The organism is Micromonospora sp. NPDC048839 (assembly GCF_040649915.1).
Classification (GTDB): domain Bacteria; phylum Actinomycetota; class Actinomycetes; order Mycobacteriales; family Micromonosporaceae; genus Micromonospora.
This window is the reverse complement of the sequence record NZ_JBEZGL010000005.1, coordinates 150619-173116: the sequence shown is the minus strand read 5'-3', so window position 1 is coordinate 173116 and position 22498 is coordinate 150619. Positions and strand designations below refer to the sequence as shown.

Annotated in this window: 21 protein-coding genes; 9 read left to right on the top strand and 12 right to left on the bottom strand. The window is 71.5% G+C overall.

Translation table 11 applies throughout. The annotated features are described in order from the left end of the window. Positions 1 to 30: 30 nt before the first annotated feature. On the bottom strand, positions 31 to 2079 hold the full coding sequence (locus AB0C25_RS12030) for a penicillin acylase family protein (RefSeq protein WP_357372300.1): 2049 nt from the start codon (positions 2077 to 2079) through the stop codon (positions 31 to 33). 115 nt (positions 2080 to 2194) lie between these two features. On the opposite strand from AB0C25_RS12030, the gene AB0C25_RS12025 reads away from it, so the two are divergent. From AB0C25_RS12025 to AB0C25_RS12000, 6 genes are all read left to right on the top strand, one after another. Beyond that, the gene (locus AB0C25_RS12025; protein WP_357372298.1) at positions 2195 to 2338 is read left to right on the top strand and encodes a hypothetical protein; all 144 of its coding nucleotides are present in this window, start codon (positions 2195 to 2197) and stop codon (positions 2336 to 2338) included. Positions 2339 to 2420: 82 nt separating this feature from the next. Then, positions 2421 to 3959, top strand: coding sequence for an aspartate aminotransferase family protein (locus tag AB0C25_RS12020; protein ID WP_357372297.1), 1539 nt, complete (start codon positions 2421 to 2423; stop codon positions 3957 to 3959). 61 nt (positions 3960 to 4020) lie between these two features. Further along, positions 4021 to 5298, top strand: coding sequence for a SidA/IucD/PvdA family monooxygenase (locus AB0C25_RS12015; protein ID WP_357372733.1), 1278 nt, complete (start codon positions 4021 to 4023; stop codon positions 5296 to 5298). Next, on the top strand, positions 5295 to 5918 hold the full coding sequence (locus AB0C25_RS12010; protein ID WP_357372295.1) for a GNAT family N-acetyltransferase: 624 nt from the start codon (positions 5295 to 5297) through the stop codon (positions 5916 to 5918). Before AB0C25_RS12015 ends, AB0C25_RS12010 begins: the two co-directional genes overlap by 4 nt. Continuing rightward, on the top strand, positions 5915 to 7762 hold the full coding sequence (locus AB0C25_RS12005; protein ID WP_357372293.1) for an IucA/IucC family siderophore biosynthesis protein: 1848 nt from the start codon (positions 5915 to 5917) through the stop codon (positions 7760 to 7762). The genes AB0C25_RS12010 and AB0C25_RS12005 overlap by 4 nt, the downstream gene beginning before the upstream one ends. A gap of 49 nt (positions 7763 to 7811) precedes the next feature. Next, positions 7812 to 8312 carry an anthrone oxygenase family protein gene (locus AB0C25_RS12000; protein WP_357372291.1) on the top strand — a complete coding sequence of 167 codons (501 nt, stop codon included), beginning with the start codon at positions 7812 to 7814 and terminating at the stop codon, positions 8310 to 8312. A 37-nt stretch (positions 8313 to 8349) separates the two neighbouring features. Here AB0C25_RS12000 and AB0C25_RS11995 read toward each other — a convergent pair whose 3' ends face one another. Next, positions 8350 to 8832, bottom strand: coding sequence for a MarR family winged helix-turn-helix transcriptional regulator (locus tag AB0C25_RS11995; protein ID WP_357372288.1), 483 nt, complete (start codon positions 8830 to 8832; stop codon positions 8350 to 8352). A 136-nt stretch (positions 8833 to 8968) separates the two neighbouring features. Between AB0C25_RS11995 and AB0C25_RS11990 the strand changes: the two genes are divergently transcribed. Next, the gene (locus AB0C25_RS11990) at positions 8969 to 9529 is read left to right on the top strand and encodes an NAD(P)H-dependent oxidoreductase (RefSeq protein WP_357372286.1); all 561 of its coding nucleotides are present in this window, start codon (positions 8969 to 8971) and stop codon (positions 9527 to 9529) included. Positions 9530 to 9603: 74 nt separating this feature from the next. On the opposite strand, the gene AB0C25_RS11985 is transcribed toward AB0C25_RS11990, so the two are convergent. Both AB0C25_RS11985 and AB0C25_RS11980 read right to left on the bottom strand, forming a co-directional pair. Continuing rightward, positions 9604 to 10527, bottom strand: coding sequence for an RNA polymerase sigma-70 factor (locus tag AB0C25_RS11985; protein WP_357372284.1), 924 nt, complete (start codon positions 10525 to 10527; stop codon positions 9604 to 9606). Then, positions 10524 to 11729, bottom strand: coding sequence for an FAD-dependent oxidoreductase (locus tag AB0C25_RS11980; protein ID WP_357372282.1), 1206 nt, complete (start codon positions 11727 to 11729; stop codon positions 10524 to 10526). Before AB0C25_RS11980 ends, AB0C25_RS11985 begins: the two co-directional genes overlap by 4 nt. Positions 11730 to 11856: 127 nt before the next feature. On the opposite strand from AB0C25_RS11980, the gene AB0C25_RS11975 reads away from it, so the two are divergent. Next, the gene (locus AB0C25_RS11975; protein WP_357372281.1) at positions 11857 to 13158 is read left to right on the top strand and encodes an MFS transporter; all 1302 of its coding nucleotides are present in this window, start codon (positions 11857 to 11859) and stop codon (positions 13156 to 13158) included. Here AB0C25_RS11975 and AB0C25_RS11970 read toward each other — a convergent pair. The 5 genes from AB0C25_RS11970 to AB0C25_RS11950 all read right to left on the bottom strand — a co-directional run bounded on the left by AB0C25_RS11970 (position 13139) and on the right by AB0C25_RS11950 (position 16894). Beyond that, positions 13139 to 13624, bottom strand: coding sequence for a GNAT family N-acetyltransferase (locus AB0C25_RS11970; RefSeq protein WP_357372279.1), 486 nt, complete (start codon positions 13622 to 13624; stop codon positions 13139 to 13141). The two genes, AB0C25_RS11975 and AB0C25_RS11970, sit on opposite strands and share 20 nt — an antisense overlap. A 47-nt stretch (positions 13625 to 13671) precedes the next feature. Then, positions 13672 to 14688 carry an aminoglycoside phosphotransferase family protein gene (locus tag AB0C25_RS11965; RefSeq protein WP_357372277.1) on the bottom strand — a complete coding sequence of 339 codons (1017 nt, stop codon included), beginning with the start codon at positions 14686 to 14688 and terminating at the stop codon, positions 13672 to 13674. Beyond that, positions 14685 to 15758: a LacI family DNA-binding transcriptional regulator gene (locus AB0C25_RS11960; protein ID WP_357372275.1), complete on the bottom strand. Its 1074-nt coding sequence runs from the start codon at positions 15756 to 15758 to the stop codon at positions 14685 to 14687. The genes AB0C25_RS11965 and AB0C25_RS11960 overlap by 4 nt, the downstream gene beginning before the upstream one ends. A gap of 114 nt (positions 15759 to 15872) precedes the next feature. Then, positions 15873 to 16217 carry a cupin domain-containing protein gene (locus AB0C25_RS11955; protein ID WP_357372273.1) on the bottom strand — a complete coding sequence of 115 codons (345 nt, stop codon included), beginning with the start codon at positions 16215 to 16217 and terminating at the stop codon, positions 15873 to 15875. Positions 16218 to 16297: 80 nt separating this feature from the next. After that, positions 16298 to 16894 carry a protein phosphatase 2C domain-containing protein gene (locus AB0C25_RS11950; RefSeq protein ID WP_357372271.1) on the bottom strand — a complete coding sequence of 199 codons (597 nt, stop codon included), beginning with the start codon at positions 16892 to 16894 and terminating at the stop codon, positions 16298 to 16300. A 402-nt stretch (positions 16895 to 17296) separates the two neighbouring features. On the opposite strand from AB0C25_RS11950, the gene AB0C25_RS11945 reads away from it, so the two are divergent. Then, entirely contained in the window at positions 17297 to 20368 is a 3072-nt protein-coding gene (locus tag AB0C25_RS11945; RefSeq protein ID WP_357372269.1) for a S8 family serine peptidase, read from the top strand. Between the two features lie 69 nt (positions 20369 to 20437). On the opposite strand, the gene AB0C25_RS11940 is transcribed toward AB0C25_RS11945, so the two are convergent. The 3 genes from AB0C25_RS11940 to AB0C25_RS11930 form a co-directional block, all read right to left on the bottom strand. Next, the gene (locus tag AB0C25_RS11940; protein WP_357372267.1) at positions 20438 to 21211 is read right to left on the bottom strand and encodes an SDR family NAD(P)-dependent oxidoreductase; all 774 of its coding nucleotides are present in this window, start codon (positions 21209 to 21211) and stop codon (positions 20438 to 20440) included. Between the two features lie 319 nt (positions 21212 to 21530). Continuing rightward, positions 21531 to 22067: a DUF4240 domain-containing protein gene (locus AB0C25_RS11935; RefSeq protein WP_357372265.1), complete on the bottom strand. Its 537-nt coding sequence runs from the start codon at positions 22065 to 22067 to the stop codon at positions 21531 to 21533. Positions 22068 to 22086: 19 nt separating this feature from the next. Next, entirely contained in the window at positions 22087 to 22422 is a 336-nt protein-coding gene (locus AB0C25_RS11930; protein ID WP_357372263.1) for a HEAT repeat domain-containing protein, read from the bottom strand. Positions 22423 to 22498: the final 76 nt, after the last annotated feature.

Below are 22498 nucleotides of genomic sequence, written 5' to 3'. Positions count from 1 at the left end.
GGTGCCTCGGCATCCCGGCCGGCGGCCGTCCTATTCCCGCTCCTCGGTGAGCTGGTCCCAGGACGTGGTCACCGGCAACAGTTTTCCGGCCAGCCAGGCGGGAGTCTGGTCGTCGTGGTGCGGGTCGCCGGGCACCCCGCAGGCGCCCAGCGGGACCACCCAGCGGCTGTCCTCGCGCCGGGCCAGATCCCAGACGAAGCGCGCCGCCGGCCCTCGGAAGCACCAGTGGGTGACCCCGGGCACGCTGGAGGTGGCCAGCACACAGTCGTGGTCGCCGTCGAGTCCGGGGCCGGGTCCGGCGTCCGGGTCGGGCAGCGCCCGCCAGGCCGCGAGCCGGTGCAGGTCCCCCCACCGCACCGGGCCGTCCGCCGCTTCGGCGACCTCCTCGGCCGCGGCGCGCACCAGCGCGGCCACGTCCACGCCGGGCAGCGGGGCCGCGCCGAGCAGGTGCTCCAGCGCGTGACCGACGCGCGGGGTCAGCGCCAACCAGGGCGCGAACACCTCCGGGTACGGGGGCGGCTCGGCCAGCGCGGCCAGCGCCGGGTGGGCGGCGAACCGGCGGACGACCGCGGCCCGCAGGAGGGCGAACTCCGCCGCGTCGGTGCTGTCGGCGGCCATCCGTCGGTCCCAGCGCAGCAGCCGTGTGCGCAGCGCCGCGGCGGTCGGGCCGAGCCCGGTCGACTCGGCCAGCACCGCCAGCAGCGGCCCGGCGGAGCCCAGGTGAGTGTCGGTGTGCACCGCGGCCATCTCGTCGGCCGTCCAGGCGTGCCCGGTGTCGAGCAGTTCGGCGATCCGGTGTGCCCGGTGCGGTGGGGCGAACTCGACGCCGAGCGGCGTGGCCAGCCCCCGCTCGTTGGCCATCACGGCCCGGCCGACCACCTCGGCTCGGGGCATCGGCGCGTACCAGCCCCGCCAGGCGTGCGCGGCCTCCCAGGCGGGGACCACCCGCCGGCCGTTGTCCGGATGCCGCACCGGCACCGCCCCGGCGACCCGGTGCAGCAGCCCACCGGCGGTGTCCGCCGCCTGCACCACGTTGACCGGCTCCACCCAGTGCCGCAGCGCGTGGTCCACATCGGTCACGGTGCGGGCGCGCAGCAGCTCCGGCAGCGTCGCGAAGCCCAGCTCGGCGCGTACCCGGGGCGGGTAACGCAGGCTGATCGCCGTCGCGTCGTCCGGCCCGCCGCTGATCACCGGACCCCGATCGGTCTCCACCACCTCGACCTGGACCGGGTCGGCCCCGGCCACCAGGATCGTCTCGACGTGGGCGTGCACCGGCCGCCAACCGTCCGGGCCGAGGGCCTGCACGTGGTCGCCGTCGCGGCGCAGTTGCTCGGCGTACAGGTCCTGGTAGTCGGCCATCGCGTTGGTGATCGACCACGCCACCGCACCGGTGTGCCCGAAGTGCGCGATGCCCGGCACGCCCGGCACCGCCAACCCGACCACGTCGTACTCCGGGCAGGCCAACCGGATTTGTTGGTAGACGCCGGGATCCTCCAGGAACCGGTGCGGGTCACCGGCGAGCAGCGCCGCGCCGGTGCCGGTGCGCGCGGCGGCGAGTAGCCACCCGTTGCTGCCGGCCACGGCGGGACCGTCGGTGGCGAACGCGTCGACCGCCTCCGGGCCGAGCCGCTGCGCCACGTGCTCACGCCAGAGCTTGCCCGGGAACCCCGCGAACAGGATGTGGTGGCCCAGCCAGACCGCCAGCGGTGTCCACGGCTCCCACCGGCCCGGTCGCAGCCCGGTCTTGGTGAACTCCGGCGTCCGTGCCGCCCCGGCGGCGAGGCCCGCGTTGACCCCGTCCACGTACGCGCCCACCCACTCGGCGGTTGCCGGGTCGAGTGCCGCGTGGCAGCGGCGTGCGGTGTCGTCGAGCCGGACCTGCCGGGCGAACCGGTCCCAGCCGAGCGCGTCGACGCCGAGGAAGGCGGCGCTGCTGCCCTGGGCGCGATGCCGTTCCACCTCGATCTGCCACGCCCGGTCGTACGCGGTCACCCGGCCCTGCGCCGCCGCCAGCGCGAGCGGGTCGTCGGCCCGCAGGTGCGGTACGCCCCACGGGTCGCGGAAACGCCGAGCATTCACGTGTGGGCTCCCCAGTGGTGTGACGGCGAACCGCTGTTGACAATGACCGAGGTTAGGCTAACCTAACCTCGCTGCCCTGGTCGACCCCGGCCACCCCTGATCGAAAGACACCACCATGCCCGATGCCCCGTCCGCCCGTCGCCCCGTTCGCGGTGGCCTGCCGGGCGCCGGTGGCGTCGCCACCCCGGCCATCCGGTCGGCCGTACGCGGCACCGACGCCGCGACGTCCGCCACCCGCAACGCGAAAAAGGTCAGCTGAACGGCAGCACTGCCCCCGGAGGCGCACGACCGCCCCGGGGGTGGTTCCGGCTGCCCTCGTCGAGAACGTGGAAGGACATCCAGTGACCGTGCCGACGTACCCCGTCGAGACCACCGCGCCACGACCGGCGCCGGCCGCCGCGCGGGCCCACCTGTTGCAGGACGGCTCGGTCGAGCAGTATCGGCGGACCATCGCCGAGGGCGTCGACCGGGTCGCCCGCCGGGTGGCCACGGTGGACCGCCCGCTCACCGGCATCACGCCGGCCGAGCTGGCCCCCCTGGTGGACCGGGTGGACCTGGACCGGCCGCTGGGCGACGCGAGCGCCGCGCTCGACGAGCTGGAGGACGTCTACCTGCGCGACGCCGTCTGGTTCCACCACCCCCGCTACCTGGCCCACCTCAACTGCCCGGTGGCGATCCCGGCGCTGCTCGGCGAGGCGGTGCTCACCGCCGTGAACTCGTCGCTCGACACCTGGGACCAGAGCGCCGGAGCGACACTCATCGAGCGGCGGCTGATCGACTGGACCGCCGAACGGATCGGGCTCGGTCCCACCGCGGACGGTGTGTTCACCAGCGGCGGCAGCCAGTCCAACCTCCAGGCCCTGCTGCTGGCCCGGGAGGAGGCGTGCGCCGACGCGATCGGACCGGCGGCGCGCGCCGAGTTGCTGCCCCGGCTGCGCGTGCTCACCTCCGCCGCCGGTCACTTCAGCGTGCAGAAGTCGGCCAAGCTGCTCGGCCTCGCCCCGGACGCCGTGATCGCGGTGCCCACCGACGCCCGGCGGCGGATCCGCCCGGCCGCCGTCCGCGAGGAGATCGCGCGGTGCCGGCAGGCCGGCCTGGTGGTGATGGCCGTCGTGGCCACCGCCGGCACCACCGACTTCGGCTCCATCGACCCGCTCCCGGAGCTGGCCGAGATCCGCGCGGCGACAGGCGTCTGGCTGCACGTCGACGCCGCGTACGGCTGTGGTCTGCTCGTCTCGCCGACGCGGCGGCACCTGCTCGACGGCATCGAGCGGGCCGACTCGGTGACCGTGGACTTCCACAAGTCCTTCTTCCAGCCGGTCAGCTCCAGCGCGTTGCTGGTCCGCGACCGGCAGGCGCTGCGGCACGCCACCTACCACGCCGACTACCTCAACCCGGCCCGGATGGTGCAGCAGCGCATCCCCAACCAGGTCGACAAGAGCCTGCAGACCACCCGCCGCTTCGACGCGCTGAAGCTCTGGCTGACCCTGCGGGTGATGGGGCCGGACGCCCTCGGCGCGCTCTTCGACGAGGTGATCGACCGGGCCGCCGACGCGTGGCAGTTGGTCAGCGAGGACCCCCGCTTCGAGGTGGTGACCCGCTCCGACCTGAGCACCGTGGTCTTCCGGTATCTCCCCACCGGAGCGGGCCGGGGCTTCGCCGACGCCGCCAACCTGCACGCCCGGGAGGCCCTCGCGGCCTCCGGTCTCGCCGTGGTCGCCGGAACCCGGGTCGACGGCCGACACTTCCTGAAGTTCACCCTGCTCAACCCGGCCACCACCGTCGACGACGTCGGCTACGTGCTGGACCTGATCGCCACCCACGCCGGCCGGTACGTGCACGACCACGTCGCCGCCGAGCTGACGTGCCACGTCGGCTGATGCCGACCGGCCTGCCACGTCGGCTGATGCCGTGAACCCGAACTCGCCCCTGGAGACCCGGATGTCCACCCACGACTTCATCGCCATCGGGCTGGGCCCGTACAACCTGGGGCTGGCCTGCCTCACCGCGCCCATCGACGACCTGGACGGGGTGTTCCTGGAGGCCCGGCCGAGCCTCGCCTGGCACCCCGGCATGCTGCTGGAGTCGGCCCGGTTGCAGACCCCGTTCATCGCCGACCTGGTCAGCCTCGCCGACCCGACCTCGCCGTACTCCTTCCTCAACTACCTCAAGGAGATCGGCCGGCTTTACCCGTTCTACATTCGGGAGAGCTTCTACCCCCTGCGCAGCGAATACGACGCGTACTGCCGGTGGGCGGCGGCGAAGCTGCCGAACCTGCGCTTCGGCCAGACCGTGACCACCGTGGAGTTCGACACCGCCGACCAGCGGTACGTGGTGCGGGCCAGCACCGGCACCGGGGAGACCGTCGAATATCGCGCCCGGCACCTGGTGCTCGGCACCGGCACGCCGCCGCACCTGCCCGACACGGTCGCCGACCTGGCCGGCGACGCCGTGCACAACTCCCGCTACCTGGAGCACCGGACGGCGCTGCGCACCAAGCGCAGCATCACCGTGGTGGGCAGCGGACAGAGCGCCGCCGAGGTCTACCACGACCTGCTCGGTGACATCGACAGGTACGGCTACCAGCTCAACTGGGTGACCCGGTCGCCGCGGTTCTTCCCGTTGGAATACACGAAGTTGACGCTGGAGATGACCTCACCGGACTACGTGGACTACTTCCACGCGCTGCCCGAGGCGACCCGCTACCGGCTGGAGTCCGACCAGAAGGGCCTGTTCAAGGGGATCAACGCCGACCTGATCAACGACATCTTCGACCTGCTGTACGCGCTGAGCGTCAACGGGCCGGTGAACACCCGCCTGCTCACCAACACCGAGCTGGTCAGCGCCACCCACCAGGACGGCGCGTACACGTTGGGGTTGCGTCAGGTCGAGCAGGAACGGGACCTCACGCTGCGTACGGAGGGCCTCGTCCTGGCCACCGGCTACCACTACCGGGTGCCGGAGTTCCTCGCGCCGGTACGCGATCGGATCCGCTGGGACGCGCACGGCCGCTTCGACGTGGCCCGCAACTACAGCATCGACCACACCGGGCGGGGCATCTTCCTGCAGAACGCGGGCACCCACACGCACAGCATCACCTCACCCGATCTGGGGATGGGCGCCTACCGCAACTCCTGGATCATCCGGCAACTGCTCGGCCGGGAGTACTACCCGATCGAGAAGAGCATCACCTTCCAGGAGTTCGGGGTGACGTCGTGAGCGCCGTCTTCACCCGCGCCGACGATCGGCTCGGCGAGTTCGCGCTGCGTCCGCTCGACCCCGATGCCGACGCCGCGCTGCTGCACACCTGGGTCACCCACCCGAAGGCGGCGTTCTGGCTGATGCAGGACGCCGACGTGGCCCGGGTGGCCGACGAGTACCGGCAGATCGCCGCGCACCCGCACCACGACGCGTACCTGGGGCTGTGGCGGGGGAGTCCGGCGTTCCTCGCCGAACGCTACGACCCAGCCCACGTCGAGCTGGTCGGCCGGTACGACCACCAGCCCGGTGACGTGGGCATGCACTTCCTCTGCGCGCCGGTCGGCACTCCGGTGCACGGCTTCACCCGGGCGGTGCTCACCACCGTCATGGCCTGGCTCTTCGCCGACGCGGCGACCCGTCGGGTCGTGGTCGAGCCGGACGTCCGCAACACCGCCGTGCACGCGTTGAACGCCGCCGTCGGCTTCGAGGTCGTCGGCCCGATCGCCAAGCCCGAGAAGGACGCGCTGCTCAGCGTCTGCACCCGAGCACAGTTCCAGGCCGCCGTTGACCGCGCCGCGGCCGACCACGTCGCCGCCACCCGAACCGCCGCCACCCGAACCGAAGGAGCCCCGGCGTGACCGCCACCGCCGTCCCCGCCCAGACCACCGTCGCCGCCGCGTACGACAGCCCCGGCGACCCGGTCGCGCATCTCACCCCCCAGCGTTGGGCCCGGGCCAACCGGCTGCTGGTCCGCAAGGCGCTCGCCGAGTTCACCCACGAACGGCTGCTCACCCCACAGCCGGTGTCGGGTCCGGACGACCGGCAGTGGTACGAGGTCCGCAGCGACGACGGCGCGGTCACCTACCGGTTCGTCGCGCGGGTCCTCGCCCTGGCGCACTGGCAGATCGACGCGGACAGCATCACCCGACACCGCGACGACACGACGCTGCCGCCCGACGCGGTGGACCTGATCGTCGAGTTGCGCGGCACCCTCGGCCTCTCCGCGCGGGTGCTCCCGGTCTACCTGGAGGAGATCACCTCGACGCTTGCCGGCACCGCGTACAAGCTGGCCCAGGCCGCGCCGAGCGCCGCCGAACTGGCCGACGCGGACTTCCAGACCATCGAGACGTCGATGACCGAGGGCCACCCCTGCTTCGTGGCCAACAACGGCCGGCTCGGCTTCGGCGTCGACGAGTACCACAGGTACGCGCCGGAGGCCGCCGCCCCGGTCCGGCTGGAGTGGCTCGCCGCGCACCGGGACCACTCGACGTTCAGCAGCGCCGCCGACCTCGACTACGACACGCTGATCGAGAGCGAGCTGGACGCCGAGACCCTGGCCCGGTTCGCGGCCACGATGGCCGATCTCGGGCTGGACCTCGCCGACTACCACCTGATCCCCGCGCACCCGTGGCAGTGGTGGAACAAGCTGGCGGTCACCTTCGCCGGTGAGTTGGCCGCGCGCCGGCTGGTGCACCTCGGCCCGGGGCCGGACGTGTACCTCGCCCAGCAGTCCATCCGCACCTTCTTCAACGTCACCGCGCCACACCGGCACTACGTGAAGACCGCGTTGTCGGTGCTGAACATGGGCTTCATGCGGGGGCTGTCGGCGGCGTACATGGCGGCCACCCCGGCGATCAACGACTGGCTGGCCGAGCTGATCGCCTCCGACGAGGTGCTGACCGGCACCGGCCTGACCGTCATCCGGGAGCGGGCCGCCGTGGGTTACCGGCACCGGCAGTACGAGGCGGCGACCGACCGCACCTCCCCGTACCGGAAGATGTTGGCCGCCCTGTGGCGGGAGAGCCCGGTGCCCGACCTCGCGCCGGGACAGCGACTGTCCACCATGGCCGCGCTGCTGCATGTCGACGACGACGGCGGCTCACTGGCGGCGGCGCTGATCGCCCGCTCCGGCCTGGCCCCCGAGGTGTGGCTGCGCCGCTACCTGGACGCCTACCTGACCCCGCTGCTGCACAGCTTCTACGCCCACGACCTGGCCTTCATGCCGCACGGCGAGAACGTCATCCTGGTCCTCGACGAGCACGACACGGTCCATCGGGTGATCTTCAAGGACATCGCCGAGGAGATCGCGGTGATGAGCGACAAGGTCGAGCTGCCCGCCGAGGTGGAACGGATCCGGATCGACGTACCCGACGACACCAAGCTGCTGACCATCTTCACCGACGTGGTGGACTGCTTCCTGCGCCACCTCAACGCGGTGCTGGTCGAGGCCGGTGTGCTCGCCGAGGACGACTTCTGGCGTACGGTCGCGGCCTGCGCCGCCGACTACTTCGACCGAGTGCCGCACCTGGCCGAGCGGGTCCGCCACTACGACCTGTTCGCACCGGAGTTCACGCTGTCCTGCCTCAACCGGCTCCAGCTACGCGACAACCAGCAGATGATCGACCTGGCCGACCCGTCGGCGGCGCTGCAGTTCGTCGGCACCCTCGTCAACCCGTTGGCCGCCCACGCCCCGACCCGGTGACCATGATCGGGTCTGGTCAGCAGGCGTGCCAGCGGGTGCAATGGGGCCCATGGGATTCCTGAGTACCGCGAGCCTGTTCGTCGCCACGTTGACCACCGGCCTGACCGCGGGGCTGTTCGCCGCCTTCGCGTACGCGGTCATGCCGGGCCTGGGCCGCACCGACGACCGGACGCTGGTGCTCGCCATGCGACGGATCAACGAGTCGATCCTCAACGGGTGGTTCGCCGTCTGCTTCGGCGGTGCGCTGCTGTTCACGCTGCTGGCGGCGGCGCTGCACCTGGCCACCGACCGCCGGGCGGTGCTGCCGTGGATCGTCGCCGGGCTGCTGTTGTACCTGGTGGTGCTCGGTGTCACCGCTGCGGTGAACGTGCCGCTCAACAACGTGCTGGCCCGTGCCGGCGACGTGGACGGGGGCACCGACCTCGCGGCGCTGCGGGACCGTTTCGAGGTGAGCTGGGTACGCGGCAACGTGGTCCGCGCGGTCGCGTCGACCGGTGCCTTCGGGCTGCTGGCGTGGGCGCTGGTCGCGGCCGGGCAGCTACCCGGTTGAGCCGCCGGGCGACCGGCTGGGCCGGGCCGGGCCGGGCTCAGTCGGTCGTCTCGGTGCTCTCGGCGGTGCCGGCCCGCTGGAACGCGCGGGTCAACTGGGCGAGGTCGAAGCTCTCGAAGTGCTGCAGGAAGCGCCGGCGGACGGCGTTCAGGTGGCTGGGCCAGGACTCCTCCAGGCGGGCGAACCCCGCATCGGTGAGCACGGCGTTCCAGCCGCGCGCGTCCTCCGCGCAGCGCTCCCGCTTGACCAGGCCCTGTGTCTCCAACCGGATGATGGTGCGGGTCATGCCGCTGAGCGAGAGGTAGCAGGCCGAGGCGAGCTCGTTCATCCGCATCCGCCGGTCCGGCGCCTCGGATAGGTTCATCAGAGCGGTGTATTCGGTGAGCGGTAGCTGACGGTCACCGACCATGTCGGCGTCGATCGCGCGGGGCAGCACGTGCATCACCTGGCCCAGGGCACGGACCAGGGCCTCCTCGTCGGGGTTGAGGGGTTGCAGAGGTTCTGCGGCGGGGTTGGACATCCTCCCAGCATACTTGCTTGATTGAGCAATTGCTCACTCAGCGTGTGAGCACGACCATAAGAGCGACATTTGCTTGACCAAGCAACCACCGGCTAGCGTCGGGCCGTCAGCCCACGTACCGAGGAAAGGCGCCACCATGACCAGGATCGGGATCATTCTCGGCAGCACCCGCCCGGGGCGTAACGGTGAAGCCGTTGCCCGCTGGGTGCTCGAGATCGCCAAGCAGCGCTCCGACGCGGAGTACGAACTGATCGACCTGCTCGACTACCAGCTGCCGCACCTCGACGAGGCGTACCCGCCGTCGATGGGCCAGTACTCCCAGCCGCACACGCTGCGGTGGGCCGAGACGATCGCCTCCTACGACGGGTTCATCATCGTCACCCCCGAGTACAACCACTCGACCTCGGGTGCCCTGAAGAACGCGATCGACTTCCTGTACGCCGAGTGGAACAACAAGGCCGTGGGCTTCGTCAGCTACGGCTCGGTCGGCGGCGCGCGGGCCGTCGAGCACCTGCGGCTGATCTCCGGTGAGCTGCAGATGGCCGACGTGCGTTCGCAGGTCGCGCTGTCGCTGTTCACCGACTTCGAGAACTTCAGCGTGTTCAAGCCCAACGAGTTCCAGCGGGACGCGCTGACCACCACCCTCGACCAGGTGGTCGCCTGGAGCGCCGCGCTCGCGCCGCTGCGCCAGGCCTGATCGTCTCGAACACGTCCGTAGACGGCCGCGGGATCCCTCCGGCGGCCGTCTGCGCCTGTCCGCCTCCCGGGCGGTCAGGCCCGCCCCGCGTCAAGGTGGTGGGTGGTGCCGTCGGCGACCGCTCGGAGCTTGTCGGGGTTGGCCACGTTGTGGATGGCGGTGACACGGCCAGCGGCGTCGATGTCGAGACAGATGGTGGCGACCACCCGGCCCGCACCGCTGAACACCAGGCCCGGACCTCCGTTGATCTCGACCAGGGCGGCGTGCATGTCGTGCGGCTCGACGCCCTGGTAGGTGACGGTGCCGATGGCCGCGAACCAGGCGGCGACCTGCACCGCGCCCCGGACGGGACGTCGGGCCTGGCGGACCTTTCCGCCACCGTCGGTCCACAACGTGACGTCCGGGGACAGCAACTCCAGCAGGGTGTTGAGGTCCCCGCCGGTCGCGGCGGCGAGGAACCGCTCGGTCACGCCGCGCTGCTGCGACCGGTCCACCGTGAAGCGGGGCCGCTGGGCCCGCACGTGCTCGCGCGCACGGTGGGCGGTCTGGCGGACCGCGGCCTCGGAGCGTTCCACCGCCACCGCGATCTCCGCGTGACTGAACTCGAACACCTCCCGCAGGACGAACACCGCACGTTCGAGCGGGCTGAGCGTCTCCAACACCACGAGCATCGCCATCGACACCGACTCGGCGTCGGTGACGGCGTCGGCGGTGTCCCCAGCGGTCAGGACGGGCTCGGGCAGCCACGGTCCCGGATAGGTCTCGCGGTGCCGTCGGGCCGAGCGCAGGCGTTCCAGCGCGAGGTTCGCCACGATGCGGGCCAGGTACGCCTTGGGGTCGGCGACCTGGGCGCGGTCGGCCGAGGACCACCTGATCCAGGCGTCCTGCACCGCGTCCTCGGCATCGGCCGCGGTGCCGAGGATGCGGTAGGCCACCGAGAACAGCAGGTTGCGGTGACGGTGGAAGACCTGCTCGTCCGGGTCGGGTGGGTGCGTCACCGCGCGTCGTCCCGCCGACGGGTGAGGCGGCCGCCGCGCGGCCAGAAGACGCCGGAGGAGGGAAGCGTCGTCATGCGCCGGTACGTCGGCCAGGGTGAGGCGCTCACGGTCTCCTTGTACCAGACCGCCGGACGCCCGGTCAGGCACCCGCGGCGGGGGCTGTCGTCGGGGCGGGTGAACTGCACGACCGCGTCGTTCCGGCCCAGGCTCACCGGGGTGTGGTAGTAACCGAACCGGAACTGCCGGGGCTGCCTGCCCCGCAGCGCGCGGGCGATCGACACGGCCGCGTGCACTCCGGTCGGCATGCCGCTCTGGCAGGTCCCGTGCAGGACGCCGTAGCCCTGCCGGATCGCCGCCGCGTCGCCGATCGCGTAGACGTCGGGGTGCGACACCGACCGCAACGTGGCGTCGGTGACCACGCGACCGCGGTCGTCCACAGTCAGCCCCGCGGCGGCGGCCAGCGGCGACACCCGCGTACCGGCCGTCCAGAGGACGACGTCGGCCGCCATGGTCCGCGCGCCGGCCAGTTCGACCCCGTCGGGCAGCACCTTCGTGACCGCTGTCCCGCTGATCACCTGCACACCGAGGCGGGTGAGCGCGGTCCGCAGGTGTGACCGCGCCCTCGCGGTCATCCTCGCCCCGGGATCCTGCCGGCCCACCAGCACGACATCGAGTTCCGGGTGCCGTTCGGCGATCTCCGCGGCCGACTCGACGCCGGTCAACCCGCCGCCGACCACGACGACCGTGCCGCCGTCGAGCCGCGCCAGCCGATCCGCCAGCGTCGTCGCGTCGCTCGGACCGTCCAGCGTGTACGCGTGCTCCTCGACACCCGGCACCACCGTCGTGTCGGTCACGCTGCCCAACCCGTACACCAGGGTGTCGTAGCGCAGCACCCGACTGTCGTCGACCCGGACGGTCCTCGTCTGCGCGTCGACAGCCGTCACCCAGCCGCGGACGAAGTGCGCGCCCGTGTTCGCCAGCAGCGTGGGGATGTCCAACTCGGCGACGCGTTGCCCGGTCGCCGTCAGATGCAGCCGGAGGCGCTCGGTGAACCGCTCGTGCGCGTTCACCAGGGTCACCCGTACGTCGGCCTTCCTGGTCCGGGCCGCGAGCTGGGTCGCCGCGGCCAGGCCCGCGTAGCCCGCGCCGAGGATCAGGACGTGGTGCGTGCCCGCCGGGCCGGTGGTGTGCGCTGTGCTCATTGTCTTCGCCTCTCTGCCGGAATTGACGACCACGAGATGGCGGGCGGCCTCCGCTTCGTGACATCGGGCCGGAGTGACGCCCGCCACGGCCAGCACCGGGGCGGCCGGGTCCACTACCCTCGTCGCGATGAGCCGATCCGCCGCCCCCGGCCGGCCTCCGCTGTGGCGGGACCGCACCTTCGGCACGTACTGGGTCGCCCAGTCGCTCTCCGCGGCCGGTGACTCGTTCGCCTACCTGGCGGTGCCGCTGCTGGTGCTCCAGGCCACCGGGTCGGTGGCGCGGATGGGCCTGCTCACCGCCGTCGCGGGCGCGGCGTCCGTCGTCGCCGGGATCTTCGGCGGGGTGCTCGTCGACAGGTACGACCGGCGCACCCTGATGATCGTGGCGGACCTGGCCCGGTTGGTGCTCTACGGCCTGGTGCCACTGGCCTGGCTCGCCGGCCCGCAGGTCTGGCTGCTCTTCGTCGTGCTGCCGATCTGCGAGGCGGCTGGCATGCTGTTCCAGGTCGCGGCGGTGACCGCGGTCCGCAACCTCGTCGACTCCGACCGGATCACCGAGGCCAACGGCCGGTTGCAGGCGACGTACGCGGCGGCGGCCGTCCTCGGGCCGCTGCTCGCCGGCGTGGTGTCGGCCAGCTTCGGCCCGGCGCTCGCCATCGCCGTCAACGCGGCGAGCTTCGCCCTCTCGGCAACCGGTCTGTGGCTGATCCGGCTGCGACCCGTACGAGCCGACGCCGCCGCACCGGCGACCCGGGAGCGGCCACTGGCCGAGTTCCTGGCCGGGGCGCGGTTCCTGTGGCGGCAGCCCGTGCTGCGCGCGCTGACCGTCCTGTTGTCGGTGTTCATCTTCCTGACCTACGGCTTCACCGACGTGCTGATCTACCACGTCACCCACGACCTCGGCGGCTCGGCGGGCACCGTCGGCGCGGTGCTCGGCCTGGCCGCGCTGGGCACGGTCGCCGGTGCGCTGCTGGTGGCCCCGCTGCGCCGCCGACGTGGCTTCGGCGCGACCTGGATCGGCGCGCACTCGGTCTGCGGTTTCGCGGTGGCGGGCGTCGGCCTCGCGACGAGCGTGCCGGCGGTCACCGCGCTGACCGCGGTGTACCTGTGCTGCCTGAGCATCGGCGGGATCTGTTCGATGTCGCTGCGCCAGGAGATCACCCCCGACCACCTGCTCGGCCGGGTCACCTCGGCGTTCTGGAGCACGCACTACGCCCTCGGGCCGATCGGCGCCGCGACGCTGACCTGGGCCGCCGGCCGGTACGGCGTCCAGGCGGTCACCCTCGCGGCCGGTGCTGGCTGCCTGCTGGTCGCGGTCGGTAGCCTCTTCACCCCGGTTCGCCGAGCCGGTGCCGAGGCGCGTCGTCCGCCGGCCGCGGCCGAGTTGGGCGCGGCCGGTCAGCCGCCGGTCAGAACTCCTGGTACATGACGTGCAGGCCGACCCGGCCGAGGGTGGGGTGGCGGAACGCGCCGGGCACGGTGCCGACCACCGCGAAACCCTCCCGCAGGTACAGCTCGACCGCCGACCGGTTGCTCTCCACCACGGCGTTGAACTGCATGCCGGCGTACCCCTGAAGGCGTGCCCAGGCCAGGGCGTCGCGGCACAGCGCGGTGCCCACGCCCCGGCCCCGGGCGTCGGCGGCGACCATGAAGCTCGCGGTGGACACGTGCGCTCCCGGCCCGGGTCGGTTGGTGCCCATCTTCGCGGTGCCGAGCACCCGCTCGCCGTCGACCGCGACGACGGTCCGGCCCGGCGGCGCCTCCGCCCACATGCCGTACGACTGCTCGGCGGTCATCGCGGGGTCGTAGGGGAAGGTCTCCCGGGCCCGGATCACCTCCTCGACGATCGGCCACACCTGCGACCAGTCCTCCGCCACGAACTCCCGAATCTGCACGCCGAGAAGGGTAGGAGCGGCGAGCAGCCCGGACAACTGAATTGGGTTCAGGCTGCGAGCGCGCGAAGTTCCGCGTCCAGCAGCGTCGCGAGCCGGGCGTGCCGCTGCGGATGACTGCTCGGGGTCATGCCACGGCTGGGCATCTCCACGGTCATCAGCAAATACAGGTGCAGTCGGTAGAGACCGAGTCGGCGGCGCGCCGAGGCGTCCAGCACCAGGGGTGTGTCGGCGGCGTCGCGGTAGCCGCGCAGCAGCGGATGCTCCGGCTCGTCCTCGACGCGCCGGAAGAGCAGCGGCGAGACCAGGTCCAGCAGGGGGTCGCCGAAGAGGAACCGTTCGCCGTCGACCAGGCCGCACAGCCGGAGCCGACCCTGCGCGTCGGGCGCGGCCAGCACGTTGCCGTCCCAGCAGTCGAAGTGCAGCAGCGCCGGTCGGCGTACCTCGTCCAGCGCGTCGGCGTGCCGTCCGACGAGCGTGTGCAGGCGATCCGGGGTCACCGGCAGCCGCACGTGCCAGTCGGTCGCGTCGGCGAGCAGCGCGTCGAGCATCGCCGTGAACGCCACCCGCCAGGTCGCTCCGCCGGCCCGGTCGCCGTCGTGCCCGAACCGGTCGCCGGTGACCCGGTGCAACGCGGCGAGGGCGACGCCGAGGTCGTAGCGCGCCGGGCCGTCGTCGACGGCGACGTCGGCCCTGGCCAGCTCGGACAGGGACCGGCCGGGCAGCAGCGCCGTGACCAACCACTCGCCGTACGCGGGGTCGGTGCCGTGCCACAACACCGGGGGTACGGGCACCTGCGGGGCGCGTTCCGCGACGAGGCGGAAGTATCGGGCCTCGGCGGCGCAGAGTCCTCGTTCGTAGCGCAGCAGCGGTGTCCCGGCCGGCGGGGCGAGCTTCAGCACCACCCGGCGGTCGTCGTCGAGGCGTGCCCACCAGACCGTCGCGTATCCGCCGCCGGCCAGCGGTCCGGCGTCCCGGACCCGGGTGTGCGGGCCGAACGACACCCGGACCAGATACGCCACGTCGTCACCGGTGAGCAGGCGCTGCGTCGGGCTGACGCCGGTCACGAGACGGTGTCACCCGCTCGAGCGCGCGGTGCGGCGCGGGCGGTCACGGGCGCGGCGGGCGGGACGGGACCGGCGGTGTCCCGGCGGACCAGCTCGGCGGGGAGCACCTCGACCCGCGGGGCCGGCACCTCCGCACCGAGCACCAGGGACATCGCCCGGACTCCCAGGTGGACAAGCGGTAGTCGCACGGTGGTCAGCGCCGGGGTGACGTCCCGGGCGATCGGCATGTCATCGAACCCCACCACGGAGATCTGCTGCGGCACGGCCAGCCCGCGGGTCCGCAGGGTGGCGAGCGCCCCGATGGCCATCGAGTCGTTGAGGGCGACGATCGCGGTCAACTCCGGGTCGGCGTCGAGCAGTCGGGCGGTCGCCGCGGCACCGCCGTCGCGGTCGAACTCGGCGTACCGGATTCGCCGTTCCGGCAGGTCCCGGCCCTGCTCGCTGAGGGCCTGCCGCAGGCCGGCCAGGCGGTCGGTCGTGGTGGTCAGGATGCGCGGACCGGCGACCACCCCGATCACTCGGTGCCCCAACCCGCACAGCTCGCGTCCGGCGAGGTAGCCGCCGGCCCGGTTGTCCGGCATCACCGCGTCGCCGGAGTGTTCATGCCGGCCGATCACCGCCACCCGCCCGCCGGTGGCCTCGTACGCGGCGAGCTTCTCGTTGAGCTGCCGGGTGAACGCCTCGTCGTGGTAACCGGACCCGGCCAGGATCAGCGCCGCCACCTGGTGGCCGCGCAGCAGCTCCACGTACTCCAGCTCGCGGTCCGGATCCCGGTAGCTGTTGCAGATCATCAGCAGCCGGCCCTGGTCGGTGGCGACGCGTTGCAGGCCGCGGGTGATCTCGGCGAAGTACGGGTCGGAGACGTCGTGCACGATCACGCCCACCGCGCTGCGGTGCGAGCGGGCCAGCAGTTGAGCGTGGGCGTTCGGCACGTACTGCAACTCGGCGACGGCGGCGAGCACCCGCTCCCGCAGCTCGTCGGTCACGGGTTTGCTGCTGCAGTTGATCACGCGGGAGGCGGTGGCGGGTGAGACGCCCGCCCGGCGTGCCACATCGGACAGGGTCGCCATGTCCCGTCCTCTCGGTCTGTCGACGGCGTGTCGCCGTGCCGGCTGGCGCCACGGTACCGCAGAGAAAGCCCTTTCCCGCGGGGTGGCAGCGGTGGCAGCCGTGAGGTCGCCGCCCTACTCGGCTGGCCGACCCGGAGCGCGCGAACCGTACGCCGGGCCGAACACCACGAGCAGCGCCAGGTCCTCGGTCACCTCGTCGAACCGGTGCTCCTCGCCGGCCGGCACGAAGATCACCGAACCCGGGCCCACCTCGGCCGCGCCGTCCGGGGTCACGATCCGCGCCCGCCCTGCGGTGACCACGTAGATCTCATCCTCGGTGTGCGGGCTCTGGTCGTCGCGACCGCCCGCCGGGATGCAGTACGTCCCCACCGACAGGTCCGGCACTCTCAGCTGTTCGACCCAGTCGTTGGCGGCCCCGGCGGGGGCGGTCCACCGGCCCGCGCCATCGATGATCAGCATGGCGAGAGCCTAGTACGACAAGGGCAGTAGGCGGGGCCGGCGAATTCGAGGATCCGGGTTCGATGGATCGACTCGACGAACTAACAATGGATTGGTCCGGGCGCCGATGTCACGTCGATGACGATGACGGTGACGTTGTCGTGCCCACCATGGTCGATAGCCAGGGCCACGAGTTGCTCGGCGATGTCCCCTGGGCTGCCGTCGGAGTCGAGGGCAGCCCTTATCTGCTCGTGTGGCACGTACGAACTCAGTCCGTCGGAGCACAGCAGGACCCGGTCGCCGGGATGGAGCCGGAGAGGCGTCAGGTCGGCCGACCGGCCGTCATTCCGTCCGTCGAGGAAGCGGGTCAACTTCTCGGGGAGGTTCGGCACCTCCTGAGCGCCGGCGACGAGGTGTGCGTAGGTGTGGTCCGCGCTGAGCTGGACCATGGCCCTGTCGTGGGAGCCGTGGCGTCGGATCAGGTAGGCACGGGAGTCCCCGACGTTCGCCACGACCGCTTGACTGCCGGAGTGCAGCAATGTCCACCGCGTACTCCCAGGTCCCGTTTGTCGTCGCGCAGCGGAGTTGGCCGACCGCCTGCGGCGGCGCGACGACCGCAGCACCCGCGCCGCGACCGCGCCGGGAACGAACTGGCCGGGCGGGCGGATAGCGCGACGAGCGTTATGACTCTGAGTCATATTTATGCCCCTGAGTCATAACGCTCACCGCTGGGTCCGTCGCCGACCAGCGCGAGCGTTATCCCACGCCGGACCAAAATGGCCTGGACGAGCCCGCCGAGGGCCGGGTGGCTGCTGCTGTCCCTGCCGATCTCGACATGACCCGCGCAGCGGTACGCGAAGCAGGCGTCACCGGCGATGTGGACCGTCAGGTCCTACCAGCCGGGGTGCACGCCCAGCTCGGGCGGCATCGGGAAAACTTGATCTAGGCACGGCCGACCGAACGTGATCTTATACGCACCGGCGATCCGTAACACCGCGCAAACCATCGATTAACCATCGGCGGCTTAGGTGGGGGAGCGCTCCCATGAGCGGATCGTGAACGCGGAACAGCTCCACAAGGGAGCCATCGAAAGGAGTCTCGTGGCTACAGGCACGAGCGGATACAGGCTGCGACGACTAGCGATACCGACGCTTGTCGTCGCCCTGATCACCGGCACCACCGGGATTGCGGGATCGGCGTCGGCGGCGCCCGGAGGGGCATCGGGCAGCGGCACCGGCTACTTCACCACCGGGCAGGACAAGAAGGTCACCCTGACCGACGGGGCCGATCGTCGACCCGGCGGCCGGAACGCGGCCAGCCAACGCGCCGCCGTGGACACGACCGGTGCGGGCATGTACGTCGTCGAGTTGGCCGAGGACCCGCTGACCGCGTACGCCGGCGGTGTGTCCGGGCTGGCACGGACCCGGCCGGAGGTGGGCGCCCGGCTGGACGTGACCTCGGCGCCCTCGCGGGCCTACCGCGGACACCTCGACGCGCAGCGTAAGGCCGTCGCTGCCGCCGCCGGGGTCACCGTCAAGGCGGCGTACACCGCCGCCTTCAACGGGTTCTCCGCGAAGCTGACCGCCGAGCAGGTGACCACCCTGCGGGCGGACAAGCGCGTCCGCGCGGTGACCGCCGCGCAGGCGCTCGGTACCAGGACGCCGCCGCCCACCGCGCCGTCGCCGGCCGCCCCGGCACCCGGCGCTCCGGGCGCCACCGCTCCGGCTACGCCGGAGCAGCCCCCGGCGGGAGGTCCCGCCGGCAAGCCGGTCAAGCCCGGCCCCGGCACGGGCGCGGGCATGGTGATCGGCGTCCTGGACACCGGCATCTGGCCGGAGAGCGCGTCGTTCGCCAAGAAGATGCCGGCTCCCTCGACCTGGCACGGCACCTGCCAGACCGGTGTCGCCTTCGTGGCCGAGCACTGCAACGGCAAGATCGTCGGCGCCCGGTACTTCGCCGACACGTGGCTCGCGGGCGGCGGCTCGGTGCCCGAGGGCGAGGTGCTGTCTCCCCGCGACATGAACGGGCACGGCACGCACACCGCGTCCACGGCGGCCGGCCTGCCGATCCCGAACGTCACCATCGACGGTCGGCGCTTCGGTCCCGTCTCCGGGGTGGCGCCGGACGCCCAGATCGCCGTCTACAAGGTGCTCTGGAACGGCATGGGCTACGACGCCGACATCATCGCCGGCATCGACGCCGCCGTCGCCGACGGCGTGCAGGTGATCAACTTCTCCATTGGCAGCGAACTCGGCGACTGGGAGGCCAACACCCCCATCGGCAGCGCCTTCCTCAACGCCACGCTGGCCGGAGTCTTCGTGGCGGCCTCGGCCGGCAACACCGGCATCGTGAGCGGGGCGATCAGCAACGCGGCACCGTGGGTGACCACGGTCGGCGCGGCGGTGACCAAGCTCGACGAGGCGACCGTCAAGCTCGGCGACGGCACGAAGCTCGTGGGCGGCTCGCTGGACGCGCTGCCCGGCGGCGACGCGCCGATGGTCTTCGGCGACCAGGCCGGATCGCCGGATCTGGGTGCGGTCTACTGCGAACCGGGCAGCCTCGACCCGGCCAAGATCAAGGGCAAGGTCGTCGCCTGCGCGCTGTCCGACATGTTCGGCTCGGCTGCCGAGATCAAGGCCAAGGGCGGCGCGGCGATGGTGGTGTTCGAGCCGACCGGCAACTACCGGATCAACTCGATCTTCAACTTCCCGGTCGTCTACCTGCCGACCGAGAAGCAGGCCGGCACGCTGTTCAACTACCTGATGCGCCACCCGACCGACGCGCGGGTGTCCCTGCGCGGCGGCGGTGACGGCTCCAGCGTCCCCGGCGTGCCCAGCGTCGCGGACTTCTCCTCCACCGGCCCGAGCAGTGTGGCCGTCGGTGTCGCGAAGCCGGACCTGGTCGCGCCGGGTTCGAACATCATCGCCGCGGTCTCCCCGGCGGGCAACTTCGGGCGGGCGTACGACGCGTACTCGGGCACCTCGATGGCCTCGCCGTACGTGGCCGGCGCGGCCGCGGTGCTGCGTGCCGCGCACCCGACCTGGTCGCCGGGCGCGGTCGCCTCGGCGCTGCGCACCACCGCCACCGACACGGTCGGCACCAGCAGTCCCCTCGACCAGGGCAGCGGTTTCATCAACCTGGCCCGGGCCACCGACCCCGGACTGGTCATCGAGCCCACCGCGGCGGACCTGGTCACCTTCAGCGAGACGGCCGCGCCGGACGGCAAGGAACTCAACCTGCCGGCCATCTCGCTGCGTGAGTACGACGGGACCCGCCCGGTGACACTCACCCGCACCCTGACCAACGTGGGCAAGGCGCGGGAGACCTACCGCTCGTCGGTGTCCGGGCTGGACGGCATGAAGGTCACCGTGACGCCCGCGTCGGTGACCCTGGCGCCCGGCACGTCCGCGACCGTGACCATCACGCTGCGTCGGGGCAGCGCGCCCTGGGACCGGTACGTGGCCGGGTCGATCGGTTGGCGCGGCAAGGCCCACAGCGCCCGGATCCCGGTCACCGCCCGTCCGTGGGGAATCATGCCGCGGCCGTACGCTGACGACGGGGAGGAATTCGGCCGGATGACCAGTGGCTCGTTCGGCGCGATCCAGCCCGGCTTCACGGGGTCCCTGTCCGGTCGCAGCACCGGTTACACGCCGATGCGTCGGGCGTCGTACTCGATGCCGGCCGGCGTCTACGGCGGCGTGTTCGACCCGGGCGCCACCGGCGTGAAGAAGTTCGACTTCACCGTGCCGGCGAACACCGCCGGCATCATGGCCGAGGTCAACACCGACGACCCGAACACGAACCTGGACCTCTACCTGTACAAGGGCGACAAACTGGTCTACAGCAGTGACAGGTACTGGACCAGCCTGGAGCAGGTGTACAAGTTCCTGCCCGAGCCGGGGCGCTACACCGCGTACGTGTTCGCACAGTACCCCGGCGGCCCGGTCGTCGACTTCCAGTTCAGCCACGCCATCATCGGCCGCAACGCGAAGTACGCGGGTGCCACGCTGACGCTCCCCTCCACGGCGGAGCGCGGCGCGACGCAAGGATTCACGCTCAAGCCGAACAAGCCGCTGCCCGAGGGCGACTTCTGGTCGTACACGGAGTACAGCACCAACGGCACGGTCATCCCCGGAAATCTCGTCTACACGCAGCAGAGTTCCTGGGAGTAGCCGGTAGCAGAGGGTGGGGCGGCGCCGACGTGCGCCGCCCCACCGTCGCTCCGCCACGGTCCGCTGCGGCTATCTGTCGTACCTGCCACCGTCCATCCGGAGGGTGGCGCCGGTCAGGTAGCCGGAGAGTGGGCTGGCGAGGTAGGCGACGAGGTCCGCGTACTCGCGAGGAGTGCCGATGCGACCGACGTCGGTACCGGCGCGAATCGGGGCAGCGTTGCGCTCGACCTCCTCCCATGTCTCACCCCACCCGTTCTCCCGGCCGAGTTCCATGAGGTACTCGCGGGTGGCGGGGACCAGGATGGCGCCGGCTGCGATTGCGTTGGAGGTCACCCCCGTGTGCTTGAGGTCACGGGACAAAGACCGGGCGAGGTTGAGTCGGGCGGCGTTGCTGGCCGCATAGTGCGGCTGCCCCGCCGACGGCGTCTCACCGGTCACGCTGCCGATCTGGATGACACGGCCCCACCCCTTGGCCCGCATCGCGGGGACCAGATGTCGGATGAGGCGGACCGAGCTGAGCACGTTGAGGTTGTACATGTCGGCCCACGCGTCCGCGTCCAGCTCGGACCACCCTGATTCGGGATCGTAGCTGCCGGCGTTGTTGACCAGGATGTCCACCTCCCCGGCCTGGGTAGCCACGGCCTCGGCGCCGACATCAGTGGTGAGGTCTCCGATCACGGCCTGACCGCCCACTTTCTGCGCGGTCTGCTCGGTGCGGGTCTGGTCTCGGCCGTGAACGACGACGGCAACGCCTTCGGCGGCCAGGACCGCCGCGATCTCTGCACCGAGACCGCTGCTCGCGCCCGTCACCAGCGCGCGCTTGCCAGCAAGTTGCAAATCCATGATCTTCCCCCGTTGCTTCCGGGACGGCCGGGCCATTGCTCGACGCCTTTCGGACTGTGACTCGCAGATAATGGACCCGCAAGTCCAGAATCGGGGTCGACGATCCCGCAACCCAGGGCCCCGCCGGTCTGCACCCCTCGGCCGAGCCTGGTCGAACGGTGGGGCGATTCGTGACGATATTGATCGAGTTGGGGCGGGCAAAAGGGTGTTCCCGACCATTTCCCGAAGCGCTCAGCGAGCTTCGACCCAAACAGCTCTACCCGCGCCGCCACCTAGATCTTGGACGGTTTCCGTCACGCGAGAACCCGCTCCCAACTGGTCAGCGAAGTTCGGGAATGCCGAGTTGGGGGTGGTCCCGCCGATACGCGGCCAGTCTGGGAAACCGTCGGCGGACGGCGGCCCACTCGTTGAGGTCAGTGCGCTCACCCAGCAGATCCTCGGGTCCGTCCGGGTCGTAGCCGGGCGGCCAGGTGCCGCTGACGACGACATGCGCCTCCGTGGTGAACTCGTCGAACCACTGCGCGCGGGCGTTACCCGCATCCGCGGCAAGGTCCGTGAGGCTGTCCGGATCCCGAGCGATCCGCTCCGCCACTGCGCGACCGTAGGAGATTATCCAGTCCTGGATGTGGCGCAGGTCCTCCTCCTCGACCGGGCCGAGCAGCAGGCAGGCCGCGTCGGTCACCGGCCATGAGTACAGGCGAGACCGTGTCTGTTCCCAGAGCCGGACGAACTCGACGACCTCGGTCGCGTCGAGCGTTCGGAGGCGGCGGAAAAGAAGGCGCGAGGAGAGTTCGGTGTTGTCGCCGCTCTCCCGTCGGGACTCCTCGACAAGCGCCCAGAACGCGTCCTCGTCCACGAACGGACCGTAACGCGGGTCAGGTGATCAAGCCAGTGGTGCGGGCCTGGTACAGCTCGCGGCGTGCTTGTTTGGTGTCGAGCCGTTCGAGGCCTCTGGCAGCCCAGTCCCGCAGCGACTCGTTGTCGCCGTGGAGTTGGTCGATCAGCACCGGCAGCGCTTGTTCGGCGCGGGCGTCGCCGATCAGTTCGAGTAGCCAGCAGCGCAGGCCATGGTCAGTCTCGCGGTCGAACTCGATGATCAGCTCATCGAGGTGCTGCGCGACGTGGGGCCGCAGCTGGTGGAACCCGTCTTCCTGGGTCTGCGCGTCGTTGCTGCGCATCAACCGCATGGCTTGCTGGAACTGGTTCGCCACGTCGTCTCCAGTGCGGTGTCTCAATTGGGCGCGGTCATGGTTCTTGAGGACAACCGAAGATCGTGCAACGGCACGA

Excerpts from the sequence above, each read along its gene's own strand:
- AB0C25_RS11955 (WP_357372273.1), bottom strand. The coding sequence starts at position 16,217 with ATGCTGATCATCGATGGCGCGGGCCGGTGGACCGCCCCCGCCGGGGCC.
- AB0C25_RS12015 (WP_357372733.1), top strand. The coding sequence starts at position 4,021 with ATGTCCACCCACGACTTCATCGCCATCGGGCTGGGCCCGTACAACCTG.
- AB0C25_RS11980 (WP_357372282.1), bottom strand. The coding sequence starts at position 11,729 with ATGAGCACAGCGCACACCACCGGCCCGGCGGGCACGCACCACGTCCTG.
- AB0C25_RS11960 (WP_357372275.1), bottom strand. The coding sequence starts at position 15,758 with ATGGCGACCCTGTCCGATGTGGCACGCCGGGCGGGCGTCTCACCCGCC.
- AB0C25_RS12000 (WP_357372291.1), top strand. The coding sequence starts at position 7,812 with ATGGGATTCCTGAGTACCGCGAGCCTGTTCGTCGCCACGTTGACCACC.
- AB0C25_RS12025 (WP_357372298.1), top strand. The coding sequence starts at position 2,195 with ATGCCCGATGCCCCGTCCGCCCGTCGCCCCGTTCGCGGTGGCCTGCCG.
- AB0C25_RS11940 (WP_357372267.1), bottom strand. The coding sequence starts at position 21,211 with ATGGATTTGCAACTTGCTGGCAAGCGCGCGCTGGTGACGGGCGCGAGC.
- AB0C25_RS11995 (WP_357372288.1), bottom strand. The coding sequence starts at position 8,832 with ATGTCCAACCCCGCCGCAGAACCTCTGCAACCCCTCAACCCCGACGAG.
- AB0C25_RS11990 (WP_357372286.1), top strand. The coding sequence starts at position 8,969 with ATGACCAGGATCGGGATCATTCTCGGCAGCACCCGCCCGGGGCGTAAC.
- AB0C25_RS11975 (WP_357372281.1), top strand. The coding sequence starts at position 11,857 with ATGAGCCGATCCGCCGCCCCCGGCCGGCCTCCGCTGTGGCGGGACCGC.
- AB0C25_RS11950 (WP_357372271.1), bottom strand. The coding sequence starts at position 16,894 with ATGACTCAGAGTCATAACGCTCGTCGCGCTATCCGCCCGCCCGGCCAG.